At 55.7% G+C, this 19,143-nt stretch carries 20 protein-coding genes; 9 read left to right on the top strand and 11 right to left on the bottom strand.

Going from position 1 to position 19,143, the window contains the following annotated elements:
• From CH74_RS08165 to CH74_RS08155, 3 genes are all read right to left on the bottom strand, one after another.
• Positions 1–686 (bottom strand): PIN domain-containing protein (locus tag CH74_RS08165; RefSeq protein WP_048306974.1); only part of this gene is annotated, 686 nt, incomplete at its 3' end.
• A 198-nt stretch (positions 687–884) separates the two neighbouring features.
• Complete coding sequence (locus CH74_RS08160) at positions 885–1,901, bottom strand: patatin-like phospholipase family protein (RefSeq protein ID WP_048306973.1); 1,017 nt, start codon at positions 1,899–1,901, stop codon at positions 885–887.
• 250 nt (positions 1,902–2,151) lie between these two features.
• Positions 2,152–2,715 (bottom strand): PRC-barrel domain-containing protein, encoded by a 564-nt coding sequence (locus CH74_RS08155; protein WP_053070684.1) that lies wholly within the window; start codon positions 2,713–2,715, stop codon positions 2,152–2,154.
• Positions 2,716–3,014: 299 nt separating this feature from the next.
• Here CH74_RS08155 and CH74_RS08150 point away from each other — a divergent pair, with 299 nt between their 5' ends.
• The 5 genes from CH74_RS08150 (at position 3,015) to CH74_RS08130 (ending at position 6,996) form a co-directional block, all read left to right on the top strand.
• Positions 3,015–3,548, top strand: a complete 534-nt coding sequence (locus CH74_RS08150) for a YsnF/AvaK domain-containing protein (RefSeq protein ID WP_053070683.1) — start codon at positions 3,015–3,017, stop codon at positions 3,546–3,548.
• Positions 3,549–3,597: 49 nt separating this feature from the next.
• Entirely contained in the window at positions 3,598–4,479 is an 882-nt protein-coding gene (locus CH74_RS17740) for a DUF2382 domain-containing protein (RefSeq protein ID WP_053070682.1), read from the top strand.
• 116 nt (positions 4,480–4,595) lie between these two features.
• Positions 4,596–5,243, top strand: coding sequence for a phasin family protein (locus tag CH74_RS17735; protein WP_053070681.1), 648 nt, complete (start codon positions 4,596–4,598; stop codon positions 5,241–5,243).
• Between the two features lie 183 nt (positions 5,244–5,426).
• Positions 5,427–6,161: a Crp/Fnr family transcriptional regulator gene (locus CH74_RS08135; protein WP_048306977.1), complete on the top strand. Its 735-nt coding sequence runs from the start codon at positions 5,427–5,429 to the stop codon at positions 6,159–6,161.
• A 121-nt stretch (positions 6,162–6,282) separates the two neighbouring features.
• Positions 6,283–6,996 carry a Crp/Fnr family transcriptional regulator gene (locus CH74_RS08130; protein ID WP_172656317.1) on the top strand — a complete coding sequence of 238 codons (714 nt, stop codon included), beginning with the start codon at positions 6,283–6,285 and terminating at the stop codon, positions 6,994–6,996.
• 33 nt (positions 6,997–7,029) lie between these two features.
• Here the strand turns inward: CH74_RS08130 and CH74_RS17730 are convergent, their stop codons facing one another.
• Positions 7,030–8,037 (bottom strand): GGDEF domain-containing protein, encoded by a 1,008-nt coding sequence (locus CH74_RS17730; protein ID WP_172656316.1) that lies wholly within the window; start codon positions 8,035–8,037, stop codon positions 7,030–7,032.
• A 150-nt stretch (positions 8,038–8,187) separates the two neighbouring features.
• On the opposite strand from CH74_RS17730, the gene CH74_RS08120 reads away from it, so the two are divergent.
• Together CH74_RS08120 and CH74_RS08115 are read left to right on the top strand one after the other, a co-directional pair.
• Positions 8,188–10,155 carry a hypothetical protein gene (locus CH74_RS08120; protein ID WP_048306972.1) on the top strand — a complete coding sequence of 656 codons (1,968 nt, stop codon included), beginning with the start codon at positions 8,188–8,190 and terminating at the stop codon, positions 10,153–10,155.
• A gap of 90 nt (positions 10,156–10,245) precedes the next feature.
• Positions 10,246–10,587, top strand: coding sequence for a zinc ribbon domain-containing protein YjdM (locus tag CH74_RS08115; protein ID WP_048306971.1), 342 nt, complete (start codon positions 10,246–10,248; stop codon positions 10,585–10,587).
• A 79-nt stretch (positions 10,588–10,666) separates the two neighbouring features.
• Here the strand turns inward: CH74_RS08115 and CH74_RS08110 are convergent, their stop codons facing one another.
• From CH74_RS08110 to CH74_RS08090, 5 genes are all read right to left on the bottom strand, one after another.
• Entirely contained in the window at positions 10,667–10,993 is a 327-nt protein-coding gene (locus CH74_RS08110) for a hypothetical protein (RefSeq protein WP_048306970.1), read from the bottom strand.
• Positions 10,994–11,111: 118 nt separating this feature from the next.
• Positions 11,112–12,173 (bottom strand): histone deacetylase family protein, encoded by a 1,062-nt coding sequence (locus CH74_RS08105; protein ID WP_048306969.1) that lies wholly within the window; start codon positions 12,171–12,173, stop codon positions 11,112–11,114.
• A gap of 43 nt (positions 12,174–12,216) precedes the next feature.
• Positions 12,217–13,626 (bottom strand): FAD-binding oxidoreductase, encoded by a 1,410-nt coding sequence (locus CH74_RS08100; protein WP_048306968.1) that lies wholly within the window; start codon positions 13,624–13,626, stop codon positions 12,217–12,219.
• A 75-nt stretch (positions 13,627–13,701) separates the two neighbouring features.
• Entirely contained in the window at positions 13,702–15,069 is a 1,368-nt protein-coding gene (locus CH74_RS08095; protein ID WP_048306967.1) for a Na+/H+ antiporter NhaC family protein, read from the bottom strand.
• A 56-nt stretch (positions 15,070–15,125) separates the two neighbouring features.
• A complete protein-coding gene (locus CH74_RS08090; protein ID WP_048306966.1) occupies positions 15,126–16,415 on the bottom strand; it encodes an FAD-binding oxidoreductase in 1,290 nt (429 codons plus the stop codon).
• Between the two features lie 166 nt (positions 16,416–16,581).
• Here CH74_RS08090 and CH74_RS08085 point away from each other — a divergent pair, with 166 nt between their 5' ends.
• Positions 16,582–17,241 carry a GntR family transcriptional regulator gene (locus tag CH74_RS08085; protein ID WP_048306965.1) on the top strand — a complete coding sequence of 220 codons (660 nt, stop codon included), beginning with the start codon at positions 16,582–16,584 and terminating at the stop codon, positions 17,239–17,241.
• Here CH74_RS08085 and CH74_RS08080 read toward each other — a convergent pair whose 3' ends face one another.
• Positions 17,242–17,589, bottom strand: a complete 348-nt coding sequence (locus tag CH74_RS08080; protein WP_156181439.1) for a hypothetical protein — start codon at positions 17,587–17,589, stop codon at positions 17,242–17,244.
• A gap of 164 nt (positions 17,590–17,753) precedes the next feature.
• Here CH74_RS08080 and CH74_RS08075 point away from each other — a divergent pair, with 164 nt between their 5' ends.
• Complete coding sequence (locus CH74_RS08075; RefSeq protein ID WP_048306962.1) at positions 17,754–18,653, top strand: LysR substrate-binding domain-containing protein; 900 nt, start codon at positions 17,754–17,756, stop codon at positions 18,651–18,653.
• Positions 18,654–18,657: 4 nt separating this feature from the next.
• Here CH74_RS08075 and CH74_RS08070 read toward each other — a convergent pair whose 3' ends face one another.
• Positions 18,658–18,948 carry a cupin domain-containing protein gene (locus tag CH74_RS08070; protein ID WP_048306961.1) on the bottom strand — a complete coding sequence of 97 codons (291 nt, stop codon included), beginning with the start codon at positions 18,946–18,948 and terminating at the stop codon, positions 18,658–18,660.
• Positions 18,949–19,143 lie beyond the last annotated feature (195 nt).

The raw sequence follows: 19,143 nt of genomic DNA, 5'->3' as shown, positions 1-19,143 counted from the left end.
GCTTCAAAGTCCGCGCCGTTGTCGCTATCGGACACCAGCATGCCGACGTGCCACTGGGCAGGCATTTCGCCGCTGAGCTGATAAAACGTATGGTGATCGACGCGCTCGACCTTGACCTCGACATTGAGCGACTCCCATAGGCTTACGCCGTCCTTGCCGGCCACGGTATAGACCTTGACCCCTTCGATCATCACATCGCTGTCACTGAATACCCGATCGTTACGATAATCCTCCACCGGCACGTTCAGGGCCGCTGCCTTGACCCGTAGGTTGATGTCTTTGGTGATCAGAATGACCGAGGCGTCCGGACGTTCATCTCGCAGGCGACAGGTCTCCGCCAGGATGCGGTTGTCGGGGTTGTCTTCCAGGTGATCGAGAGGTTGCAGATCGCTGTAGCATAAAAAGCGCAGTCGTCCCCCTTGGTTTACCGCGTTGACCAGAGGAATGCCTTGCTGAATTTCATCGAAGCAGACGGCATTGGTGAGTTCCGACAGGGTCCGGCTGACCTGGCGGGCGGTACGTGCGATGTCGCGCACGCCGTTCTTGAGTTTGTCGAGTTCTTCCAACACGGTCATGGGAATGACCACATCGTGCTCTTCGAAATGATAAAGCGCGGCAGGATCGTGGATTAGAACGTTGGTGTCGAGTACGTATAGGCGGGTGACTTTCTTGTCGATTCGAACCATCGGTGTAGGTACTCCCGGAAGAAGCGGCAATGAACGACGCCGATCGCAATGACTATCAACATGATGACACTGTCTTTGCGGCGTCGTCTTCCTGACTACAAGATCGATGGGCTCCTTTATGAGTGGCTTTTCACATAGGTTTTAACATGGACGTTCGACAGCGGGAATGCCAATAATGTCATTCCACGTTTACGACATTTACCTGTAAACCGAATCGATATCCAGGGTCGAGCGCTCGCCAAGGGCTGCAAAATTCTCCTCGAGCCAACGAGCGGCTGTGCGGCGGCCCTGATTGCGCAAATGCGTCAGAAAAGCCCACTCCGCATTGAGCTTGCTCGAGACGGATAGCCGTTGCAGGGAGTCGTCCGCGTCGATGCGATGAAAATGCGTATCGCGGTAGCAGGTCATGTCGGCGCCGCTGATCTCGATTTGACGCTTGAGCATGGCGATGGCACGTACTTCCTTGATCAACGAAGCGTTGAAGGTGATCTCGTTCATGCGATTGAGGATTGCCGCGGCGCTGCGTGGAACTTCGTCGCGCTGGATCGGATTGATCTGCACGATGGCAATATCCCTCGAATCGCACTCTTCCATCAGCGGGAACAGGGCAGGGTTGCCCATGTAGCCCCCGTCCCAATAAGCGTCGCCGTCAATTTCTACCGCCTTGTACAGGAAGGGCAGGCAGGCGGAAGCCATTACCATGTCCGGCGTCATTTCCTCCCGGCGAAAGACCTGCTGCTGGCCCGAGCGCACATTGGTGGCACAGACGAACAGCTTGAGATACCGACATGCCCGCACCCGCTCGAAATCCACCCGCTCGGCAATGATGTCTCGTAGAGGATTGAGACCCAGCGGATTGAACTGATAGGGCGAAACCAGGCGGCTGAAAAGATCGAAGGCGAGATAGCCCGGAGAGGTGTCCAGGCTCCAGTTGCCCATCCACATATCCAACGGCGTGCGTCGAATGGGGCTGAGTACCGCGGTCTTGCTGACCGCGAACCAGAAGTTTTCAAGCGCCTGACGCGCATGGTCTTCGTTGCCTTCCAACAAACCATCCGCAGTAATGACGGCGTTCATGGCCCCGGCACTGGTGCCGCTGATGCCTTCGATCCGCACCCGTGGGCTCTCTAATAGATAATCAAGCACGCCCCAAGTAAAGGCGCCATGAGCGCCGCCGCCCTGCAGGGCCAGATTGATCGCCTTGGCCTGACTCATCGTTCTCCCGTGGGCGTTGTCTCGCCCGATCATTGTGCATTGCAATAAGTGGCAGCATAACGCCGATTGCGATCAATCGCGACGGGACCGGTGTAATCGAGTCACTCAGAGGCTGCCTATCGCAATACGCTAAATTATAAGGCGTCTCATGGCGATTACACTGCCAAGCAGATTTGTAAGAAATAGCAACAAAAAAACCCTCGTAATGGCGAGGGCTAAGGGAATTTAGGATACTGTCAAAGTGGCATTTTTAATTTCCGTAACCATGCTTTTGGGTAAATATGTCGGTTCTGCCAGTTTTATAAAAAGAATTGATTTCTTCCCAGTCTTCATTCGTCATGTAAGGCCAGCTACTTTTCTCAAATCCAGGTGCTTTCTTTAAATCTTCCTTTTTGGCGTTGAGAATGAACACCGCGTCGAGCACGAAGTGCTCGTATTCGGTATTCATTCCCAGGGCATTCCAAGGCACGGTAAACAGCTTTTCTCGCACTTTGACAACATCGCTAAATGACAGCACTGCGTATTCTATTTTGCCAGTGCTAGAGTCCACGATGATCTCTTTTATGTAGCCAAGTCTTTCATTCCACTGGTTGAAAACATCGTCTCCAATCAGATCGCTGGCTCCTATTAGTTCAGAGCCAAATTTTGGAACTTTATGAATCTGCCTTTGACGCGTCTTAACGCTATCTGCCTGACGTCGGTATGACTGCTTTGAGTTTGTCGTACCTTGCCAAGACCGGTCTGGGCGAGTCTTAGGCGGATCTCCTTGATTTTCCCGAACGTCAGGAGACATTTCATCCTTGCGATTCATCATCTTTTCTCCACAAACAAATTGGTTGGCCTTGTTTGCCGATTAGGGGGCACGCCTTTTAGTCCACCCTCGTGCCAGCATGGGTGCCGTTTTCTCCTCCAGTCTGTACGCAAGAGCACATAGCGCAACGATTGCTGACCCGTCACCGGAAAGTCGCGATAGCTGCTCATTACAATGGCTGCAACGTGTGCTGCCGCACAGACGCCTATACCGCGACCGACCATTCTTTGTCTCAAGCCGTCAACCGGTATGTCTGATCGTCCGGATGCACGGAATCAAAATTAACTTCATGCGGCTTACCTATGTGCAACAGCGCTAATGGCGACAACGCCGATTCTGAAGCCAAAAAAAGAAATACGCCTATCACCAACGAAGACGGCAGTTCTTCGCGTGCAGATGTCAGCTCATCTGACCATTCAAGCGACGAAGAAACGGTTATCCCAGTCCTGCGCGAGAATCTCAGTGTACAAAAGCGCATTGTCGAAACCGGAAAGGGCGTGCGCATCCGCAAGACTGTACGGGAACATGAAGAGGTCATAGACGAGCCGCTTTTCACCGAAGAAGTGTCAGTGGAAAGGATTCCAATAGAGGCTCTGATCGAAGAAACAGCTGAGCTGCCCACGCCGCGCTACGAAGGCGAGACGATGGTCATTCCGGTACTGGAAGAGGTTTTGATCATGCAAAAGCGAACGATGCTCAAGGAGGAGCTTCACGTCACGCGTGTACGCCGCGAAGTGCACTGTGAGCCGCAGCATGTGGTTTTGCGTGACGAGGAGGTCACGGTTGAACACTTCGATGATGCAAAAACCTCCGGAAACACGAGAAATCAAGACTGATCCCTGGCAGCGATCCCGCTGGCAGGCTCAAACCACATAGGAAATTATGATGAAACAATCAATTATCGCAGCATTTAAAACACAAAATCGTGCAGAAGAAGCGCTTGAAGCGTTGCTTGATGCTGGTTTTTCCCGCAACGACACACGCTTGATGTCTTTAGCGGATACTCACACCGATTCGTCGTCAAAAGATAAGTCCAACGAAGACAAATCCTTGGGCCAGAAAATAGGCGAGATGTTCGGCATGGGGGACGATGACAAGGATTCTTCCAAATCCGACGACCAGCACGGCCAGAACAAGGACGCCATCAGAGTCGATGTAGATGATGAGGCCGATGCCGAACGCGCTCAGGATATCATCAAGCATTTTGAGCCAACCGGTGTCGATAGACGCAGCGCGGATGATCTCGGTAAATCCAGCGGCTTGCATGATTCCGAACGTACCCTTGGTGATCGCTCCACTGCTGGTGCACTAGGTGCTACGGGCTCGCATGCCTCTGATCAGCGAAATAATGAAACGGTCGTTCCAGTCGTCGAGGAAGAGCTGGAGATCGGCAAGCGTGAGACGACTCAGGGTGGCGTCAACGTGACCTCGCGCAATTATGAAGAGTCCGTCAAAGAAGATGTGAATCTGCATGAGGAACATACGGATGTTTCCAGCCGTCCTGTCGATCGCAAGGCGACAAAGGAAGATCTGGCCTTCGGCGAAGTGAATCTGGAAGAGCGCGATACCCGAGAAGAAGTCGTGGTCAACAAGGAAGCTCGGGTCGTCGAAGAGGTTGTTGTAAGCAGGGAAGGCTCGAACCGGACGAAAACCATCGAGGAAGATCTTCGTCGTACCGATGTGGACGTCGAGCATGTCGCAGAAGACGATGCGACCCGTTCATCGCATGTATCTGATACCGATAAGAAAGGCAAAAAACGTACCTAAGAAGTGCTAGCCGGCGGGACGCGCCTATTCAAATAATAGGCTGTTGCAATATATGCAGCTTTATTTATTGAGGTTGGGGGCCGCGTATCCGCCAGTCCATTCAAAAGGAGAATTGTATGGCTAATAGCAGCAAGAAAGAGAATGCCCAAGAGAATGTCGATCAAGCCCAGCAGCAGTTTGATTCTGCCTTTGCTGGTCCGGCTCGTTCTATCGCCAGTAAGATGCTCGACTACACTCAGAAGTTGGCCGACGTTCAGCGTGAAGCGCTCAATACCTACGCTGACCTTGGGCTCACGCAGATGCGCTCCGCTCTTGAAATAAAGAATTCTGAAGAGCTGCGCAGTTACATGGAAGAACAGCAGGAAATTGCCAAGAAAATTGGTGAACAGATGAAATCTGATATGAAAAAGGTTAGCTCTATCAATCAAAAGTTCATGCAGCAGAGCCAAGAACTGACCCAGGACGCTATGCAGCGCGGACAGGAAGCCACTCAGAAGAACATGGAGCGCATGCAAGAGACTACCGAGAAAAATATGGAACGCGGACAAGAGGCTACCGAGAAGAACATGGAGCGCGGACAGGAAGCCACCGAGAAGAACATGGAGCGTGGGCAAGAGGCTGCCGAGAAGAACCTGGAGCGTGGGCAAAAGGTCACCGAGAAGAACATGGAGCGCGGTCAGCAAGAAGTGCAAGAATCAATGAAAGAAGGTGAAAAGGAAGCCGATAAGAGTACTAAAGATACTAAGTCCGCTTCTAAGAAATAAATCCTACGTTAGCTGATTTAGTTAATGCATCGGGTTAGTTAAAAAAGCCGCGCCTCGTCATAGGTCGCGCTTTTTAAGTCGTGACACGAGGATTATGTGCGGTAGCGCACAGAAATTTGGGAGATTTATTCTATACTGATACTCCATTGATAAATCGACAAACGTTTTGAAGCGGTGATGTACATGGACGACAATCCCACTCCACAACGCAATCATATCCTTGCGTCTTTGCCCGTGGACGTTAGGGAGCGCTTGTTCCCTCATCTCGAACTTACCCCCATGCCGCTTGGCAAAATCCTGTACGAATCCGGGGACGAGTTGAGTCATGTCTATTTCCCTGTCGATTGTATCGTTTCACTGCTCTATGTAATGGAAAATGGCGCTTCCGCGGAAATCTCCGTGGTGGGCTATGAAGGGCTGGTTGGCGTTGCCGTGTTCATGGGCGGCGAGAGCACCACTAGTCGGGCGATCGTGCAAAGCAGCGGTTACGCTTATCGATTACAGCAACAGCGACTAAAAGATGAGTTCAACCGTCATGGTATGCTGCTCAATGTAATGCTGCGCTATACACAGTCGCTAATCACCCAAATGGCCCAGACAGCGGTATGCAACCGCCACCACTCGATTAATCAGCAGCTATGCCGGTGGCTGCTGCTGTCCTTGGATCGTCTGCCCAGCAATCATTTGGTCATGACTCAGGAACTGATTGCCAACATGCTGGGTGTGCGTCGGGAGGGGGTTACCGAAGCGGCGGGTAAATTACACAAGCAGGGCGTAATTGAATACCGCCGGGGACATATTGTGGTGCTGGATCGGCCCGCGCTTGAGCGGCTTAGTTGCGAGTGTTACGGTGTAGTCAAAGCAGAATCAGACCGGCTGCTTCCTTTCTACAGTCAGTCCATCCAACCGGCTGATTGAGGCGTTTACTTTGGACTCAGCGAGCTCAAGCCTCTCTAGCTGACGTTTGATCGTATTATCGAGATTGCCTGGTACCTCCTCTCGGCCAACTCTTGGCTTTTCGGTGCCGCAGGACAATGACATGTCAGCAGCAGATTCTATTCCTGTAATCAATGGCTTGATTCAGGCGCTCCCTCTTAAGCAACGTGACCGAATTTTAGACCATTGTGAGCCCGTGGAACTGGTGTTTGGCGATATCCTCTGCGAGTCTCATCAGCCTCTGCAGCATGCGTATTTTCCCATTACCGGCTTCATCTCGTTGCTGACGACCCTGGAAGGGTACAAGCCATTGGAAACAGGTCTGGTTGGCAATGAAGGTATGTTCGGTGTGGCCGTGGCGCTCGGAATTGCCGCCACACCTATGCGCGCTGTCGTTCAAGGTACTGGTATTGCATCTCGTATAACCGCCTCGCTGCTACGCCATGAATTGGATCAGAGCCCTCAATTGCAGCGGATACTCAACCGCTATCTATACATATCGCTGTCGCACCTGGCGCTTAATGGCGCTTGCACGCATTTTCATGAAGTCAAACCACGCCTGGCACGCTGGCTATTGATGACCCATGACCGTGCTTATGCCAACCATTTCAATCTCACGCAGGAATATCTTGCGGGGATGCTTGGGGTGCGAAGAAGCAGTGTCACGGTTGCCGCAAGTGAACTGCAGTTAGAGCAGTTGATCAATTACAGTCGTGGCGAGATTAAAATTCTTGATCGGTTTGGACTCGAAGCGGCCGCCTGCTCATGCTACGACGCATCGATCAAGGACAATGCGCGCCTACTTACGGGAGCATAGTAGTCCTATATTCCTAATGTTATGTGGAATAGTTTACAACCCGCTGTCGAGAATTTGTTCATGTATCTCGGCGCGGCCACCACCCAGGCGTTTGGCACGGTACATGGCCGCATCGGCGTGATTGATCAGGGTCGTCATATCTTTACCATCCCTGGGATAAATAGCGATGCCAAGGCTTGCGGATAGATCGATCCGTTGATTGCCTACCCAGTGCGGTGTGCAAAGAGCCGCCAGTATCTTCTCGGCCATACTTGTCGCGTCCGAGACCTCAGTTATCTGAGAAAGCAGTATCACAAATTCATCCCCACCATAGCGACAGATGCTGTCGAAATCCCGAGTCGCCGAGCCGAGGCATCGAGCGGTCAGTCGCAGTACTTCATCACCGACGCTATGCCCTAGGGTATCGTTGATTTGCTTGAAGTGATCAAGGTCAAGGAACAGCACCGCCATCTTGGTGTTCTGACGATACGCCAGGCTAATGGATCTTTCCAGGCGATCGAGCAGAAGCGTGCGCTTGGGCGTGCCGGTCAGCTCGTCGTACTGGCTGATACGCACCAGATCGTTGCAGTTGTCGATCGCTACCTTGGCGATCTTCTCTGCCCGCAGGGCTGCAAGCAGCAGACGTTCGTTGGCCTGGCAAAGAAGCGCCATGTGGGTCGTCTGACTGACGTCATTCAGTTCATGTTTTGCAAAAGGGAGCATTTGGGCCGATCTTGACAGTTGCTGTACAAAAGAGTCGCCCATTAGATCGGAGGTGAGTTCGTAAAAAGTGCGCACCAGTGTCTCGTTGAAGTACATTGCATGGGCGCCCGCCCGGTTGACGAGCACTTCCTGCAGTGCCTCGAACTTCTTGGGCCCAGAGGCCGTTTCAATGCTTTCTGAAAGCCAGGCATGTTTGGTGCAAACCTGCGCCAGACTCTGCCGATAAAGCGCTTCGACGCCGCCATAGCCGATTATCGGGGACAAAGCGTCGCTGATGTCCTGCCAAACCTGAGCGATACCGGTGTGGATTGGGCTACTGTTCGCTGCAAGCATTGCCATAGACGAAATACCCTTGCAAATTGTTTTCATGGCTTGAAGCAGTAACGAGGTACAAACTGGGCGCCAAAATGACACGCGCCAGCACCATGCTTCCGTGCGCTAACGCACATAGCATAGTTTATATTCGCCATGGCAGAGAGGGAGTTCGCTATGAGTTTCGACGCTACCAATGGAACGCTGGATTCATCAATTGCTGCTTTTGACGCCACGCTGGCGCAGTTGGCGCAGCGTCGGCAAACCGACTCAAAAGCGCCCATCGATGACGTGCTGGCGTCGGCCAGAACCGTGATGGCGTTTCCGGATGGGCTCGATGCGCTGTATGCACGGGTTGCGGCGATAGAGACAGCGGGTGTCTTCACCGGCAGGGACTGGGGCCGCCCCGCCATTTTGCAGCCTGCCTTGGCAGTGCGCTCCCTGCGAGAAGGGAAGGCGGATGTCACCACCATCGAGGCGCTCAGCGAGATTCGCCTGCTGGCCGTGGCCACGGGTGTTTATTTTCATCCCGGTATTTCCGCGGAGCAGGCGCGCAATTTCCTGACCCAGGTCATGGCGCTGAACCTGGATCTTCTTGCGGGGCCCATGAGCGAGGCGGATCGGGAGCGGCCCGAGAATCTAGGGCAGATCGTGCAGGCGCTGTATCAATATCTGCTTGCACACTTGGGCTACGAGAGCATTCTCGAGAGCCTTGTCGATGAAATTCAGCGACTTCTGGCCCAGCGTCCGCTGCAGACGGACAGCATCAAGCAGATGATCAGCCAGATCGCCAAATGCCTTTATGACCCCGAGATCGACACGATCGGAACGGTGGGGGCAGCGCGTCTGGTGCGTGCGCTGTTCGGCCCGACGCCGGGTTGTCGGGAAGATCCAGGGCTCGATATCTACAGGCAGCGTCTATCGAAGATGGATGAGAGTGCGCTTGTGGAAGAAGCTACCGGATTCGCCCGGGCGATGCGGGATACGGGCCTGGTATCACCTTATCACCCCGTGCTTTTACGCTACCTGCGAGAATACCGAGACGATCTGTTGCTGGTAGCGTTGGGGCTTAGCAGTACCGGCTGTGAAACCCTGCTTTGTTACCAGCAGCTGGTGTATGCGTTGATCGATGAGGCCCTGTTTCCCGAGACCAGCCAGGCAGTTTATGGGTTGTCCTTGCTACTTGAGCGCGGGGCGCTTTTTTCCGCACCCATCGCCTCTGGCCTTTGGCGCCAGATCCGGCTCACACTCTCGAACGATACCGACCAAACGCTGCGCCGCGTGTTTGGCGAAGCACATGAGCCACGGGTATTTCTGCTCGCCGGCACGCTGAGTCTGCTGGGCCAGCCCTTGGGCGTGGGGCAGGGCAACAATCCAACCTGCCAATCGGTGATCGGCCTTTCCATGTGGGCGGACAATGCCGGGGATTATCTTTTGCAGCTCATCGCCTGGGCAGCGCGAGACGACGAGGTATTGAGTCGTTTCGAGGGTGAACGCATTTCCTCCAGGGATCTTGAAGTCGGTCTTGCCAAGGAGCCACCCCTGGACGTGGACCCGGTGTCCGTGGTGCTGATACCCCATCTTGATCGGCTCTACATGGAGATGGGTCGCTTGTGCGGCGAGCGTGACGACGATCTGCATCGCTGGATCAATCCGGAGTTCTACGGCTGGTGGGTAGGACAAGGTTTTCGTGTGATCGCGAACATACATACCGGGGAGATCGAGGACTACGAGGGCTTCATCCGCCATTTCTATGCCTGCTATCACCCGTTCTACAACGGCAACATGCCGCTGATTCATCCACAGCCTGCCGGCATCGTGGTCACGGACAGCGCGGCACGCCTGGTAGGCCGGCACGCCATTACCCTGCTGCGAGTGGCGCTGGACGCCAGTAACGAAGTGCGGGTCTATTTCTTCAATCCCAACAACGACAGCGGTCAGGACTGGGGCCAGGGCATTGTCTGTGAGACTCAAGGCAACGCGGAGCGCCACGGTGAAGCCTCACTGGCGTTTGACGAATTTGCCTCGCGGCTCTTCGTGTTTCATTACGATCCGCTGGAATTTGGCGATCATGAGGCCGTGCCGGATGAGGATGTGACGCGGGTCATCGAACTGGGGCGTGGAAGCTGGGCGGCGGATTATTAGCGGCGATTGGTCGAGCTGCTTGTGGCGTCGGCTGGGCAGTTCTGTACCGGGTGGGTACACTCTGCGTTTTCATCACATGGCAGAGATTGCATGAGGCAGTTACCCCCTTGCCCCCAGTGCGGTTCCCAGTACACCTATGAAGACATGACCATGCTGGTATGCCCTGAGTGTGCTCATGAGTGGGCAGCGGATGCAGTGGATGAAGGCATCGACGAGGGCCGTGTCATTACCGATGCCAACGGCAACCCGCTGCAGGACGGCGACACCGTCAGCGTGACCAAGGATCTCAAGATCAAGGGCTCTTCATCGGTGATCAAGGTCGGCACCAAGGTGAAGAACATTCGTCTCATCGACGGCGATCACGATATCGACTGCAAGATCGAAGGAGTAGGGGCGATGAAGCTCAAGTCGGAGTTTGTGAAGAAGGTGTGATGACCCGATAGAATCAACGAAAACGGCCTCATTGAGGCCGTTTTTACTGGGGCTATGACGGTGGCTTTGACTGAAAGGCTCAGCTTTTGGGCTGACCGGTTTCCGCGGTTTTTTCGTGAGTCACATTGCCTTGCTTGTCGACCTGGCAGGTCACGTTGTAGAAGCTGTTGCCGTGGCCAACGAAATTGATTTTCAACTCGAATTCTTCGCCGGGCTCGTAGTCGGATGCGTTGGTCTCACTCATGGGATTACCGCGTATTTCGTCACCCTCGCGTGCTTCCAATGTCTTCTGATGACACTGTTCGACCAGCTTCTGCCCTTGGTCCTGTGAATCCTGGGCAAAAGCAGTTGTCGCGAGCAGCGCCACGCCTAATGTACCGATGAAAAGAGTGCTACGCATTTGCATGTTTTCCCATCCTCCGTGTTGGGTCTTTATGACGACTTCAATGTAACACCTTGAGACCAACGGCACAGCACAGGATACTCAGTAAAAAGCTTTGAATCCGTTAGCAACTTTCAGCCAGTCAAAGTGCAGAAGTCGTGCTGCCGCTGGCTTGGGCGTTTTCAAAACCGGTCAAGACATTCACCACGTTGATGCCGATCTCCTCAACCGCGTAACCGCCTTCGAGCAGGAAGAGGGTAGGAAGCCCAAGCGCTTTCAACCGCCGTCCGCAGTCGAGATAGTCATCGCTTTTCAGCTTGAAAGAGCTGATCGGATCGTTCTCGAAGGTATCGACGCCGAGTGAAACAATCAGCAGTTCCGGCGCGTATTGATTGATGCGGGCAATGGCGTCATCCAGTGCGCTGGCCCAAGTGGCGTAGTCGGTGCCGCTGGGCAGAGGGTAGTTGGCATTGAAGCCTTCGCCCTTGCCGTGGCCAGTTTCGTCCGCAAAGCCCAGGAAGTAGGGGAATTCCTGGCGCGGGTCGCCGTGCAGGGAAAGGAACAATACATCGTCGCGTTCGTAGAAGATGTCTTGAGTGCCGTTGCCGTGATGGAAATCGACATCCAGGATCGCAACCTTGCGTATGCCGCCGTTCAAGGCGTGCTGCGCGGCAATGGCGGCGTTGTTGAAGAAACAGTAGCCGCCGTATTGGTCGATGGCAGCATGATGCCCCGGCGGGCGGCACAGACCAAAGGCGGGCTCGCCGGAGTCGATGACGTGTTCCAGCGCCGAGAGGGCAATGTCCTTGCTGACTTGGGCAGCGGCAAAGGTGTTGGGGCAGAGCGAGGTATCTGTGGTTAGCGCGTAGTAACCGATCTTGCCTTCGATGTTGTCCGGAACCCTGCCGCTATTCATGCGCCGGGTGGGCCAGGCCAAGGGTATTGGCTCGCCGGGATGACCCGCCGCCGCCCATTCGTCCCAGGCATGCTCGAGAAATTCGATATAGCTACGATCGTGAACCGCCAGTACCGGGTCGAGCCCGTACGCCTGGGGCGCACGCACCTCGCCCAGGCCAACCTTGCGCACACGATCAATGACGATATCGACCCGCTCCGGGCATTCGTAGGGTGTCACGAGCCTGCCGCCGTCGAGTTCGGTCTTGGCACGGCGCTTTTTAGTGTCTTCCGAGTGAAATGTCAGCACTATCTTTCCTTTTGTTCAGCAATCTCTCAATTAGGCCATCTATCTATTCAATAATCGATGCGAAAAAGTCGTTCACTTTCGTCAAGGCAGGTTTGATCAGCGGGGCTGGCTTGTTTCGCCTCATCAGCGCTTCCTCACTCGCATAGCTATAGGTAACCGCTTGTGCGGCGAGCCAGCGCAGCGGTTCCGGTTCCCAGCGTTTGATCAGTTGGCGGTGACTGGCGTTAGCGAAAGCCCAGGGCATGTTCGCCAATTGAGAGTCACGTTCGAGAATCAGGTCGGTCAGGGTTCTGCCGAACAAGTGCGCTGCAGCCACACCCTCACCGGCATAGCCGCCGGCAGTGGCGATGCCGCTTTCGCGATCAAGAATCCCATGAGGGCGGAAATTACGCGATAGCCCCAGGGAGCCGCCCCAGCCGTAGCTTATTCTCACGTCCTCGAGTGCGGGGAACAGATCCCCCAGCAGATCGCGGCGCAGATGAATATCCTCTGGGGAAATGGCCAAAGAGTGCTTGGATTTGCCGCCAAAGGCGTAGCTGCCCCGGGCGCCGAACACGAGTCGTCCATCGGCGCTGCGGTGCCCATAGTTGATCAGGCGGCTGGCATCGGCAAAGGCCGGGCGCTCGGCCATGCCGATCTCCTGCCACACATCGTCCGTCAGCGGTTCCGTGGCGATCACCAGGCTTTGCACCGGAATCACATGGTTTCTGAAGTCGTGAAAACCATCGGCATAGCCCTCGGTAGCGCAGACGATATTGCGGGCTTCAACACTGCCATGATGGGTATTGATCGTGTGATCCCCAATCGTCGTTGCTCGACTGTGTTCGTGAATCGTCACGCCTAGACGTTCGACCGTCTCGGCCAAGCCAGCAACCAATTTGGCAGGATTTACCGTCGCGACCTGACGGTGATGGATGCCGCCGTAGCCATTGCGAAAACGCACCTTTTCGGCGAGTTGATCCGCATTCAGCCAGCAGCAGTTTGTCTCATCGTGACCGAGCTCATGCAGATGCGCCAGGTAGTGTTTCTGAATGGCGATCTGGTCCGGGTAGCGTGCCGCCGCGTAGATCGCACCGCCTTTGTTGAAGTCGGCGGCGATATTCTCGCGTTCCAGCACCTTGCCGATTTCATCGACGTTGTCCGCCACCACCTGGCAGCATTCGCGCCGCTGTTCCATCGGCAGCTTGCCGACATAGCGCTCCAGGCCGGCAAGATTGCCCACCACCCAGCCGCCGTTACGCCCGGAGGCGCCATGACCGACGCGCTCGGCTTCCAGCACTACGATAGCCAAATCCGGCGCGTGCATTTTCAGGTAGTAGGCAGTCCACAATCCCGTGAAGCCGGCGCCGATGATGGCCACGTCGGCCTGAGTGTTCGCCTCCAAACGCGGCCGCGGCTCGGGCCGTTCATCAACGGTAGAGGCCCAGAAATTACGCTGCATGTCCGATTGCATACTGCCACCTTAGCAAGCCGGGGAAGCGCTTAATAAATCGACGAGCAATTTCCCCTCGCAGGCTTTTATTTAGAATCACATGTATCCCAGTATCAAATATCCTACCGCCGCGATACAGCCCGCCATTGCCGCGTAGGGCAATTGGGTGAAGGCGTGCTGAAAGGGCGTGCAGCCGCTGGCCTGGGCAGTCAGAACCGTGGCATCCGAGTAAAAGCAGGCGTGACTGCCGAAGGTGCTGGCGGACAGGGTGGCGCCGATCACCAGGACCATGTCGGCTCCCAGGTTCTGACCCAGCACGCTGACGATGGGCAGAATGATGACGAACACCCCCCAGTTGGAACCGGTGGCAAAGGACACGAAGCCCATGATAGTGAAGATGATAAAAGGCAGCATCTGGGCGTTGATCAGCGGCTGAACGGTGTTGATGACGTAGTCGGCAAGGCCAAGATCGGTGTTGACCTCGTTGAACAGGAAAGCCGCCACCAGCACCGCCAAGGCATCAATCATTGATTTGAAACCTTCCAGAATATTATCGAAGGTCTGACGGGGAGAGAGCTTCTTCAGGGCGATGAAGGCCACGATCATGCCCGCCAGGGTAACGAAGATCCCCATCAAGAAATCCAGATCGAACCACCAGGTGAAGAAAGCCAGGGACGCCATGGGTAGCAGAAACGTCCAGATGGTGCCTTTTGTCTGATCGCTATCCGCCTCGAGATGGCCGATTTCGGCGTCGATATGCTCCGCGCCTGAAGGAACGCACTGCCCGGTTTCCTCGGCGCGCTGCTCTGCTTTCTTCATGGGTCCGAAGGCGGGAATCCAGCGGTAGATGAAAAGCGGCACTAGAATCACGGCGATCCAGGGATAGAACATGTAGGGAATGGCCTGGATGTAAGTCCAGATGCCCTGGCCGTCCTCGGCGATGCCGTTTTTTTCGATCAAGGCGCCAAAGAACACAGCCCAGGTCGAGATCGGGATCAGCACGCTGATCGGCGCTGCCGTGGAGTCGATCACGTAGGCCAGCATCTCGCGAGAGGTCTTGAAGCGATCCGTCACCTTGCGCATCGAGGTGCCGACGGCCAACGAATTCAGGTAATCATCCACGAACAGAATGATGCCCATGAACCAGCATCCCATCAGCGCACGCGGCTTGTTGGTGGTGTAGCGCATCAGCCCCTCCGCGAACGCCTTGGAGGAGCCGGACTTGAGCAGAAGGGCGATGATACTGCCCATCAGCCCGCAGACGATAATGACCCAGGCGACGTCTTCGTCGGTCATCACCTCCAACAGATTCTCGGAAAGGCTGCTCAAGGCACTGCCGGGATCGATCATCAAAGTGCCGACGAAGGCACCGAAGACGAGTGGTTCAAGCGCGCGCCGTGTCCATAGGGCGAGTACCAGCACGATTGCGGTGGGAAGTAGCACCAGGGGGCCGTTGATATCCATCCTGTATCACCTCGAGCATCTTGTTGTTGTGCATTCGGGTTGAGTTCAGCGATCGGTTAGCGCAGTTTTTCGAGTAGCTGGTAATACCACATGCCGGCCGCCAGCAGCGTGTTACCCAATCGGTCGTTGAGCGGGATGCGCATATGCTTCACCTTGGCGAAGGTATCGAATTCCTCCAGGCTGCCGCTGACCGCATTGGCCATGATCTCGCCGATGATATGCGAGGTGGCGATGCCGTGGCCGGAGTAGCCCTGGGCGTAGTAGACGTTGTCGGACAGCTTGCCCAGCTGGGGGATGCGGTTGATAACGATGCCCGCCATGCCTTGCCACTGGAAGTCGATGTCCACGCCCTTTAGCTGAGGAAAAGTGTGCTCTAGGCGTGGGCGCAGCTCCCCGACGATATCCTGGGAGTCGCGGCCGGAGTAGTTGGCGCCGCCGCCGAACAGTAAACGTCGGTCGGCGGTGAGGCGGTAGTAGTCCAGCACGAAGCGGGTATCGTAGACGGCCAGATCATCCGGATTGATCGCCAGGGCAGTGTCCCGATCAAGCGGCGCGGTGGTGACGATACCCAAGGCCGCCGGGAACAGCTTGCCGCTGAGCCGTTTGCGTTCGAGCCGATGATAGGCGTTACCGGCGAGAATCACGCTATTCGCGGTGACGCGACCCTGCTCGCCGACCACAACCGGGGTGTCGCCGTGCTGAATGACGATGACCGGCGAGTCTTCGAAGATCAGCGCACCCAGCCCTGCCGCGGCGCGGGCCTCGCCCAAACACAGATTGAGCGGGTGCAGGTGCATGTTGTAGTCGTTGCGAATGGCGCCGTGGTAAAGCTCGGTGCCGACGACCTGACGTACCTCATCGGCTTCCAGCCAGTGGACGTATTCGCCGATCGCGTGTTGCTGGGATTCCTCGAAGTCCTGTTTCAGCTCCTTCACATGGCTTGGCTTATAAGCCGCCTGCAAATGGCCATGCTTGAGATCGCAGGCAATGGCGTATTTCTCGACCCGCTGCTTGATGATCCGGTGACCGCGCCAGCGCAGGTTCCAGACGAATTCCCGGGCCTGCTCGCCTAAGGTATTGCGCATCTGCTTGGCCATGGCGTCCTGACCGGACAGGCTACCGGTGACCTGGCCACCATTGCGCCCGCTGGCCCCCCAACCAATTTTGTGCGCCTCGATGACGGCCACCCGATAGCCGCGTTCGGCAAGTTCCACCGCTGTGGCCACGCCGGTGAAACCGCCACCGACGATGGCAACGTCTACACGATGATCGCCCTCCAAACGAGGATGATCGGATTCTTCTGCGATCGAGGCGGTGTAGTAGGAGGCGCTGCGAGGCTGGGGCATGAGGTCTCCCTGCGTGGTTTCAGATAGTATGATTGGGTGCTGTGATCACATATGTGTGATCACACTAGCAGAGGCTTACAAACGCGACAAGTTAGGATTGTCGTTCATGAGCCGCGCAAAGATATGCTTTAACTCAAATAGGAATAACAGAGGCCGACAGCGCAATATGGTCACGCAACCGACTGGCAGACGAGACGCTTTCTCGCCGGATACTGCTTCAACACGCCTGCATCAGGCGCTACGCACGCGGATGTGCGAAGGGGACTTTACCCCGGGCGAGGTGATTTCGATTCGGCGTATTGCGGCGGAATACGGCACCAGCGCCATGCCGGCGCGGGAGGCCTTGCGCTGGCTGGTCACCGAGGGGGCGCTGGTGTTTTCCGATAGTCGCAAGATCATCGTGCCCAAGCTCAGCCGAGAACGTTTTGAAGAAGTGTTGTACGCGCGCAAGAACCTGGAAACCGAGGTTTCGCGCCAGGCATTCGTTCATATCACCGCGACCGATATCGACGAGCTGAAACGCATCGATGAGCAGATCAACGGCGCCATCGCCCAGGGCGATATCGTTCGCTACATGCGTGGCAACTACCAGTTTCATTTTCTTATCTATCGGCGCAGTCAATCCCAGGTACTTCTGCCACTGATCGAGATTCTCTGGCTGCAATACGGGCCAAGCATGCGCTACATCTGTACTCGCTGGGGGGCTTCAAGCATCGCCGACGACCATCACCGCGAGGTCACACAAGCATTGTCGAACGGCGACCGCGAAGCGTTCTGCCAGGCGATCGGCGCGGATATCGAACAAGGCATGCTGCTGCTGAGTTGACTAGCGAGCGCAGCGCGTTGATTTATTATTTCGCTGTGCTCGGCGACGTTGCAGCGCCCGAAAGGCATCCTTTCGTACCGGTAGGCGCGATGCCCATTCGATGTCTTCTCGATTGTGGCCCATATCCTCGAGGATATGATCGTCGTAGCCGAGAAGCGGCAGGAAACGCTGACGAAAGCGCCGACGACTCAAGAGGGCTTTGACCCAGTTCTCGATGGCATTGATCAAGCCCATGGGCGGCATGGCGGGCATATAGAAATCCGGCATCGATGGTCTGGGAATCGATGGCTCGTCAAGTGGTGTTTTTACTTCGCGTTGCAAATTTTCGAGCTGCTTGAGGTTGGACATGACGACACCTCCGAAGGTTGGCCACTGATTGGCATTGGCCACCTGTATGAGCTTGTGAAATCGATGAGGGTCGCGACCTCGAGAATCAGCTTGGACCAACCTGATTGTTCAATCCAACGAAAAGAACTACATTTACCTTTAAGAAAAATTGAAAGGTAAGCGGTATGACTCTTCTTAACCAACCGACTCGTACCACCGCCTTGCCGTTACTCGATACGGAGGTGTTGCGCACCTTCGTCCTGATCGCCGAAAGCGGAAGCTTCACTCGGGCTGCGGAGCAGGTGTTTCGTACGCCTTCCGCCCTGAGCATGCAGATAAAAAGACTGGAAGAAATCCTGGGACAACGCCTGTTCCTGCGCGAGGCGCGGCGGGTGAGGCTGACGCCGGAAGGGGAGGTGCTGCTGAGCTATGGCCGACGCTTGCTCAAGCTCAACGAGGAAGCCGTGACCCAGTTTCTTGCCCCATCCCTTGAAGGCACGGTGCGTTTTGGCACGCCCGATGATGTGGGATCGCGCATCCTGCCTGGAGTGCTGGCTAAATTTGCCCGTTCCCATCCGGCGGTACAGGTCGATGTGGTGGTTGGGCGCAGTATCGATATGCTCAGACGACTGAATGAAGGGGAGCTCGATCTGGTGCTGGTGACCTCCGGTAATCAAGGCGTGGATGCTGAGCGCGGTGAGGTCGTGCATACCGAGCCGCTGGTCTGGGCCTGCCTCGACGGCGGTGTTGCAGGCCAGCGTTCGCCGCTACCTTTGGCACTGGCCAACCAAGGCTGTGCCTGGCGCACCATGGCGCTTTCCGCGCTGGATCGCAGCGGCTTGGCATACCGTATTGCCTATACCAGTGAAAACTGTGCCGGCCAAGAAGCGGCGCTGCTGGCAGATCTGGCGATCGCGCCGCTGCCGTTGAGTATGGTGCGTGCGCCGCTGCGTCAATTGGACAATGAGGCCGGCTTGCCGTCCCTTGGCGAGTACCAGGTGTTGTTGATTCAGGCTGCCAGCGCCGGCTCGGCCAGTGAGGTACTGGCCGGTCATGTGGTGGAGGCGTTTCGCGGCCTGCGGTGATTTCTTATTTAAGCTCGATCTCTACAAACGCAAATGACTCTTCGCCGCCATTGATGACGTTGTGTTCGGTGCCCGCCGAGCGGGTGTAGGAAACACCTTCGGACAGGATCGCTTCCTTGAGTCCTTCTGGGGTTTCTAGGTTCAGGACCCCATCCGCCATGGGCACCACGACATAGTCGTATTCATGGCGATGCCAGCCGGTTTCCCCGTCGGGCGGAAAGTCCCAGCGCGTCACGATCACGCGGTCGTTGTCCAGTTGCACTGTCGGAGTAGCGCTGGGTCGTTGGGTTTTCATGCCGTGATCCTTCTATTCGTGCTTTTTGAAACGCTTGGGTGTCGCACAAGACGTTATCTCTTTTTGTTAGGCTGGTCCAAAGACCTAGCCCGGTGGGCGTAATCGTTCACTGGGTCTGGCGACGTCACTGCTGACGAGAAAAGGGAGTCAACATGCACTACATCGAGAACAGAAACTTTCGACGAGATGGAAGTC

It is taken from the genome of Halomonas sp. PR-M31 (assembly GCF_001039575.1).
GTDB lineage: Bacteria > Pseudomonadota > Gammaproteobacteria > Pseudomonadales > Halomonadaceae > Modicisalibacter.
Note: the sequence above shows the minus strand (reverse complement) of the source record. Positions and strands in the feature narration are given on the sequence as shown.

Bases quoted from the DNA above. Each gene is read 5' to 3' on its own strand.
- CH74_RS08075 (WP_048306962.1), top strand. From the start codon at position 17,754: ATGACTCTTCTTAACCAACCGACTCGTACCACCGCCTTGCCGTTACTC.
- CH74_RS08110 (WP_048306970.1), bottom strand. From the start codon at position 10,993: ATGCAAATGCGTAGCACTCTTTTCATCGGTACATTAGGCGTGGCGCTG.
- CH74_RS08150 (WP_053070683.1), top strand. From the start codon at position 3,015: ATGTGCAACAGCGCTAATGGCGACAACGCCGATTCTGAAGCCAAAAAA.
- CH74_RS08135 (WP_048306977.1), top strand. From the start codon at position 5,427: ATGGACGACAATCCCACTCCACAACGCAATCATATCCTTGCGTCTTTG.
- CH74_RS08100 (WP_048306968.1), bottom strand. From the start codon at position 13,626: ATGCAATCGGACATGCAGCGTAATTTCTGGGCCTCTACCGTTGATGAA.
- CH74_RS08160 (WP_048306973.1), bottom strand. From the start codon at position 1,901: ATGAGTCAGGCCAAGGCGATCAATCTGGCCCTGCAGGGCGGCGGCGCT.
- CH74_RS17740 (WP_053070682.1), top strand. From the start codon at position 3,598: ATGAAACAATCAATTATCGCAGCATTTAAAACACAAAATCGTGCAGAA.
- CH74_RS17735 (WP_053070681.1), top strand. From the start codon at position 4,596: ATGGCTAATAGCAGCAAGAAAGAGAATGCCCAAGAGAATGTCGATCAA.
- CH74_RS08090 (WP_048306966.1), bottom strand. From the start codon at position 16,415: ATGCCCCAGCCTCGCAGCGCCTCCTACTACACCGCCTCGATCGCAGAA.
- CH74_RS17730 (WP_172656316.1), bottom strand. From the start codon at position 8,037: ATGGCAATGCTTGCAGCGAACAGTAGCCCAATCCACACCGGTATCGCT.
- CH74_RS08130 (WP_172656317.1), top strand. From the start codon at position 6,283: ATGTCAGCAGCAGATTCTATTCCTGTAATCAATGGCTTGATTCAGGCG.
- CH74_RS08070 (WP_048306961.1), bottom strand. From the start codon at position 18,948: ATGAAAACCCAACGACCCAGCGCTACTCCGACAGTGCAACTGGACAAC.
- CH74_RS08115 (WP_048306971.1), top strand. From the start codon at position 10,246: ATGAGGCAGTTACCCCCTTGCCCCCAGTGCGGTTCCCAGTACACCTAT.
- CH74_RS08120 (WP_048306972.1), top strand. From the start codon at position 8,188: ATGAGTTTCGACGCTACCAATGGAACGCTGGATTCATCAATTGCTGCT.
- CH74_RS08155 (WP_053070684.1), bottom strand. From the start codon at position 2,715: ATGATGAATCGCAAGGATGAAATGTCTCCTGACGTTCGGGAAAATCAA.
- CH74_RS08085 (WP_048306965.1), top strand. From the start codon at position 16,582: ATGGTCACGCAACCGACTGGCAGACGAGACGCTTTCTCGCCGGATACT.
- CH74_RS08095 (WP_048306967.1), bottom strand. From the start codon at position 15,069: ATGGATATCAACGGCCCCCTGGTGCTACTTCCCACCGCAATCGTGCTG.
- CH74_RS08080 (WP_156181439.1), bottom strand. From the start codon at position 17,589: ATGTCCAACCTCAAGCAGCTCGAAAATTTGCAACGCGAAGTAAAAACA.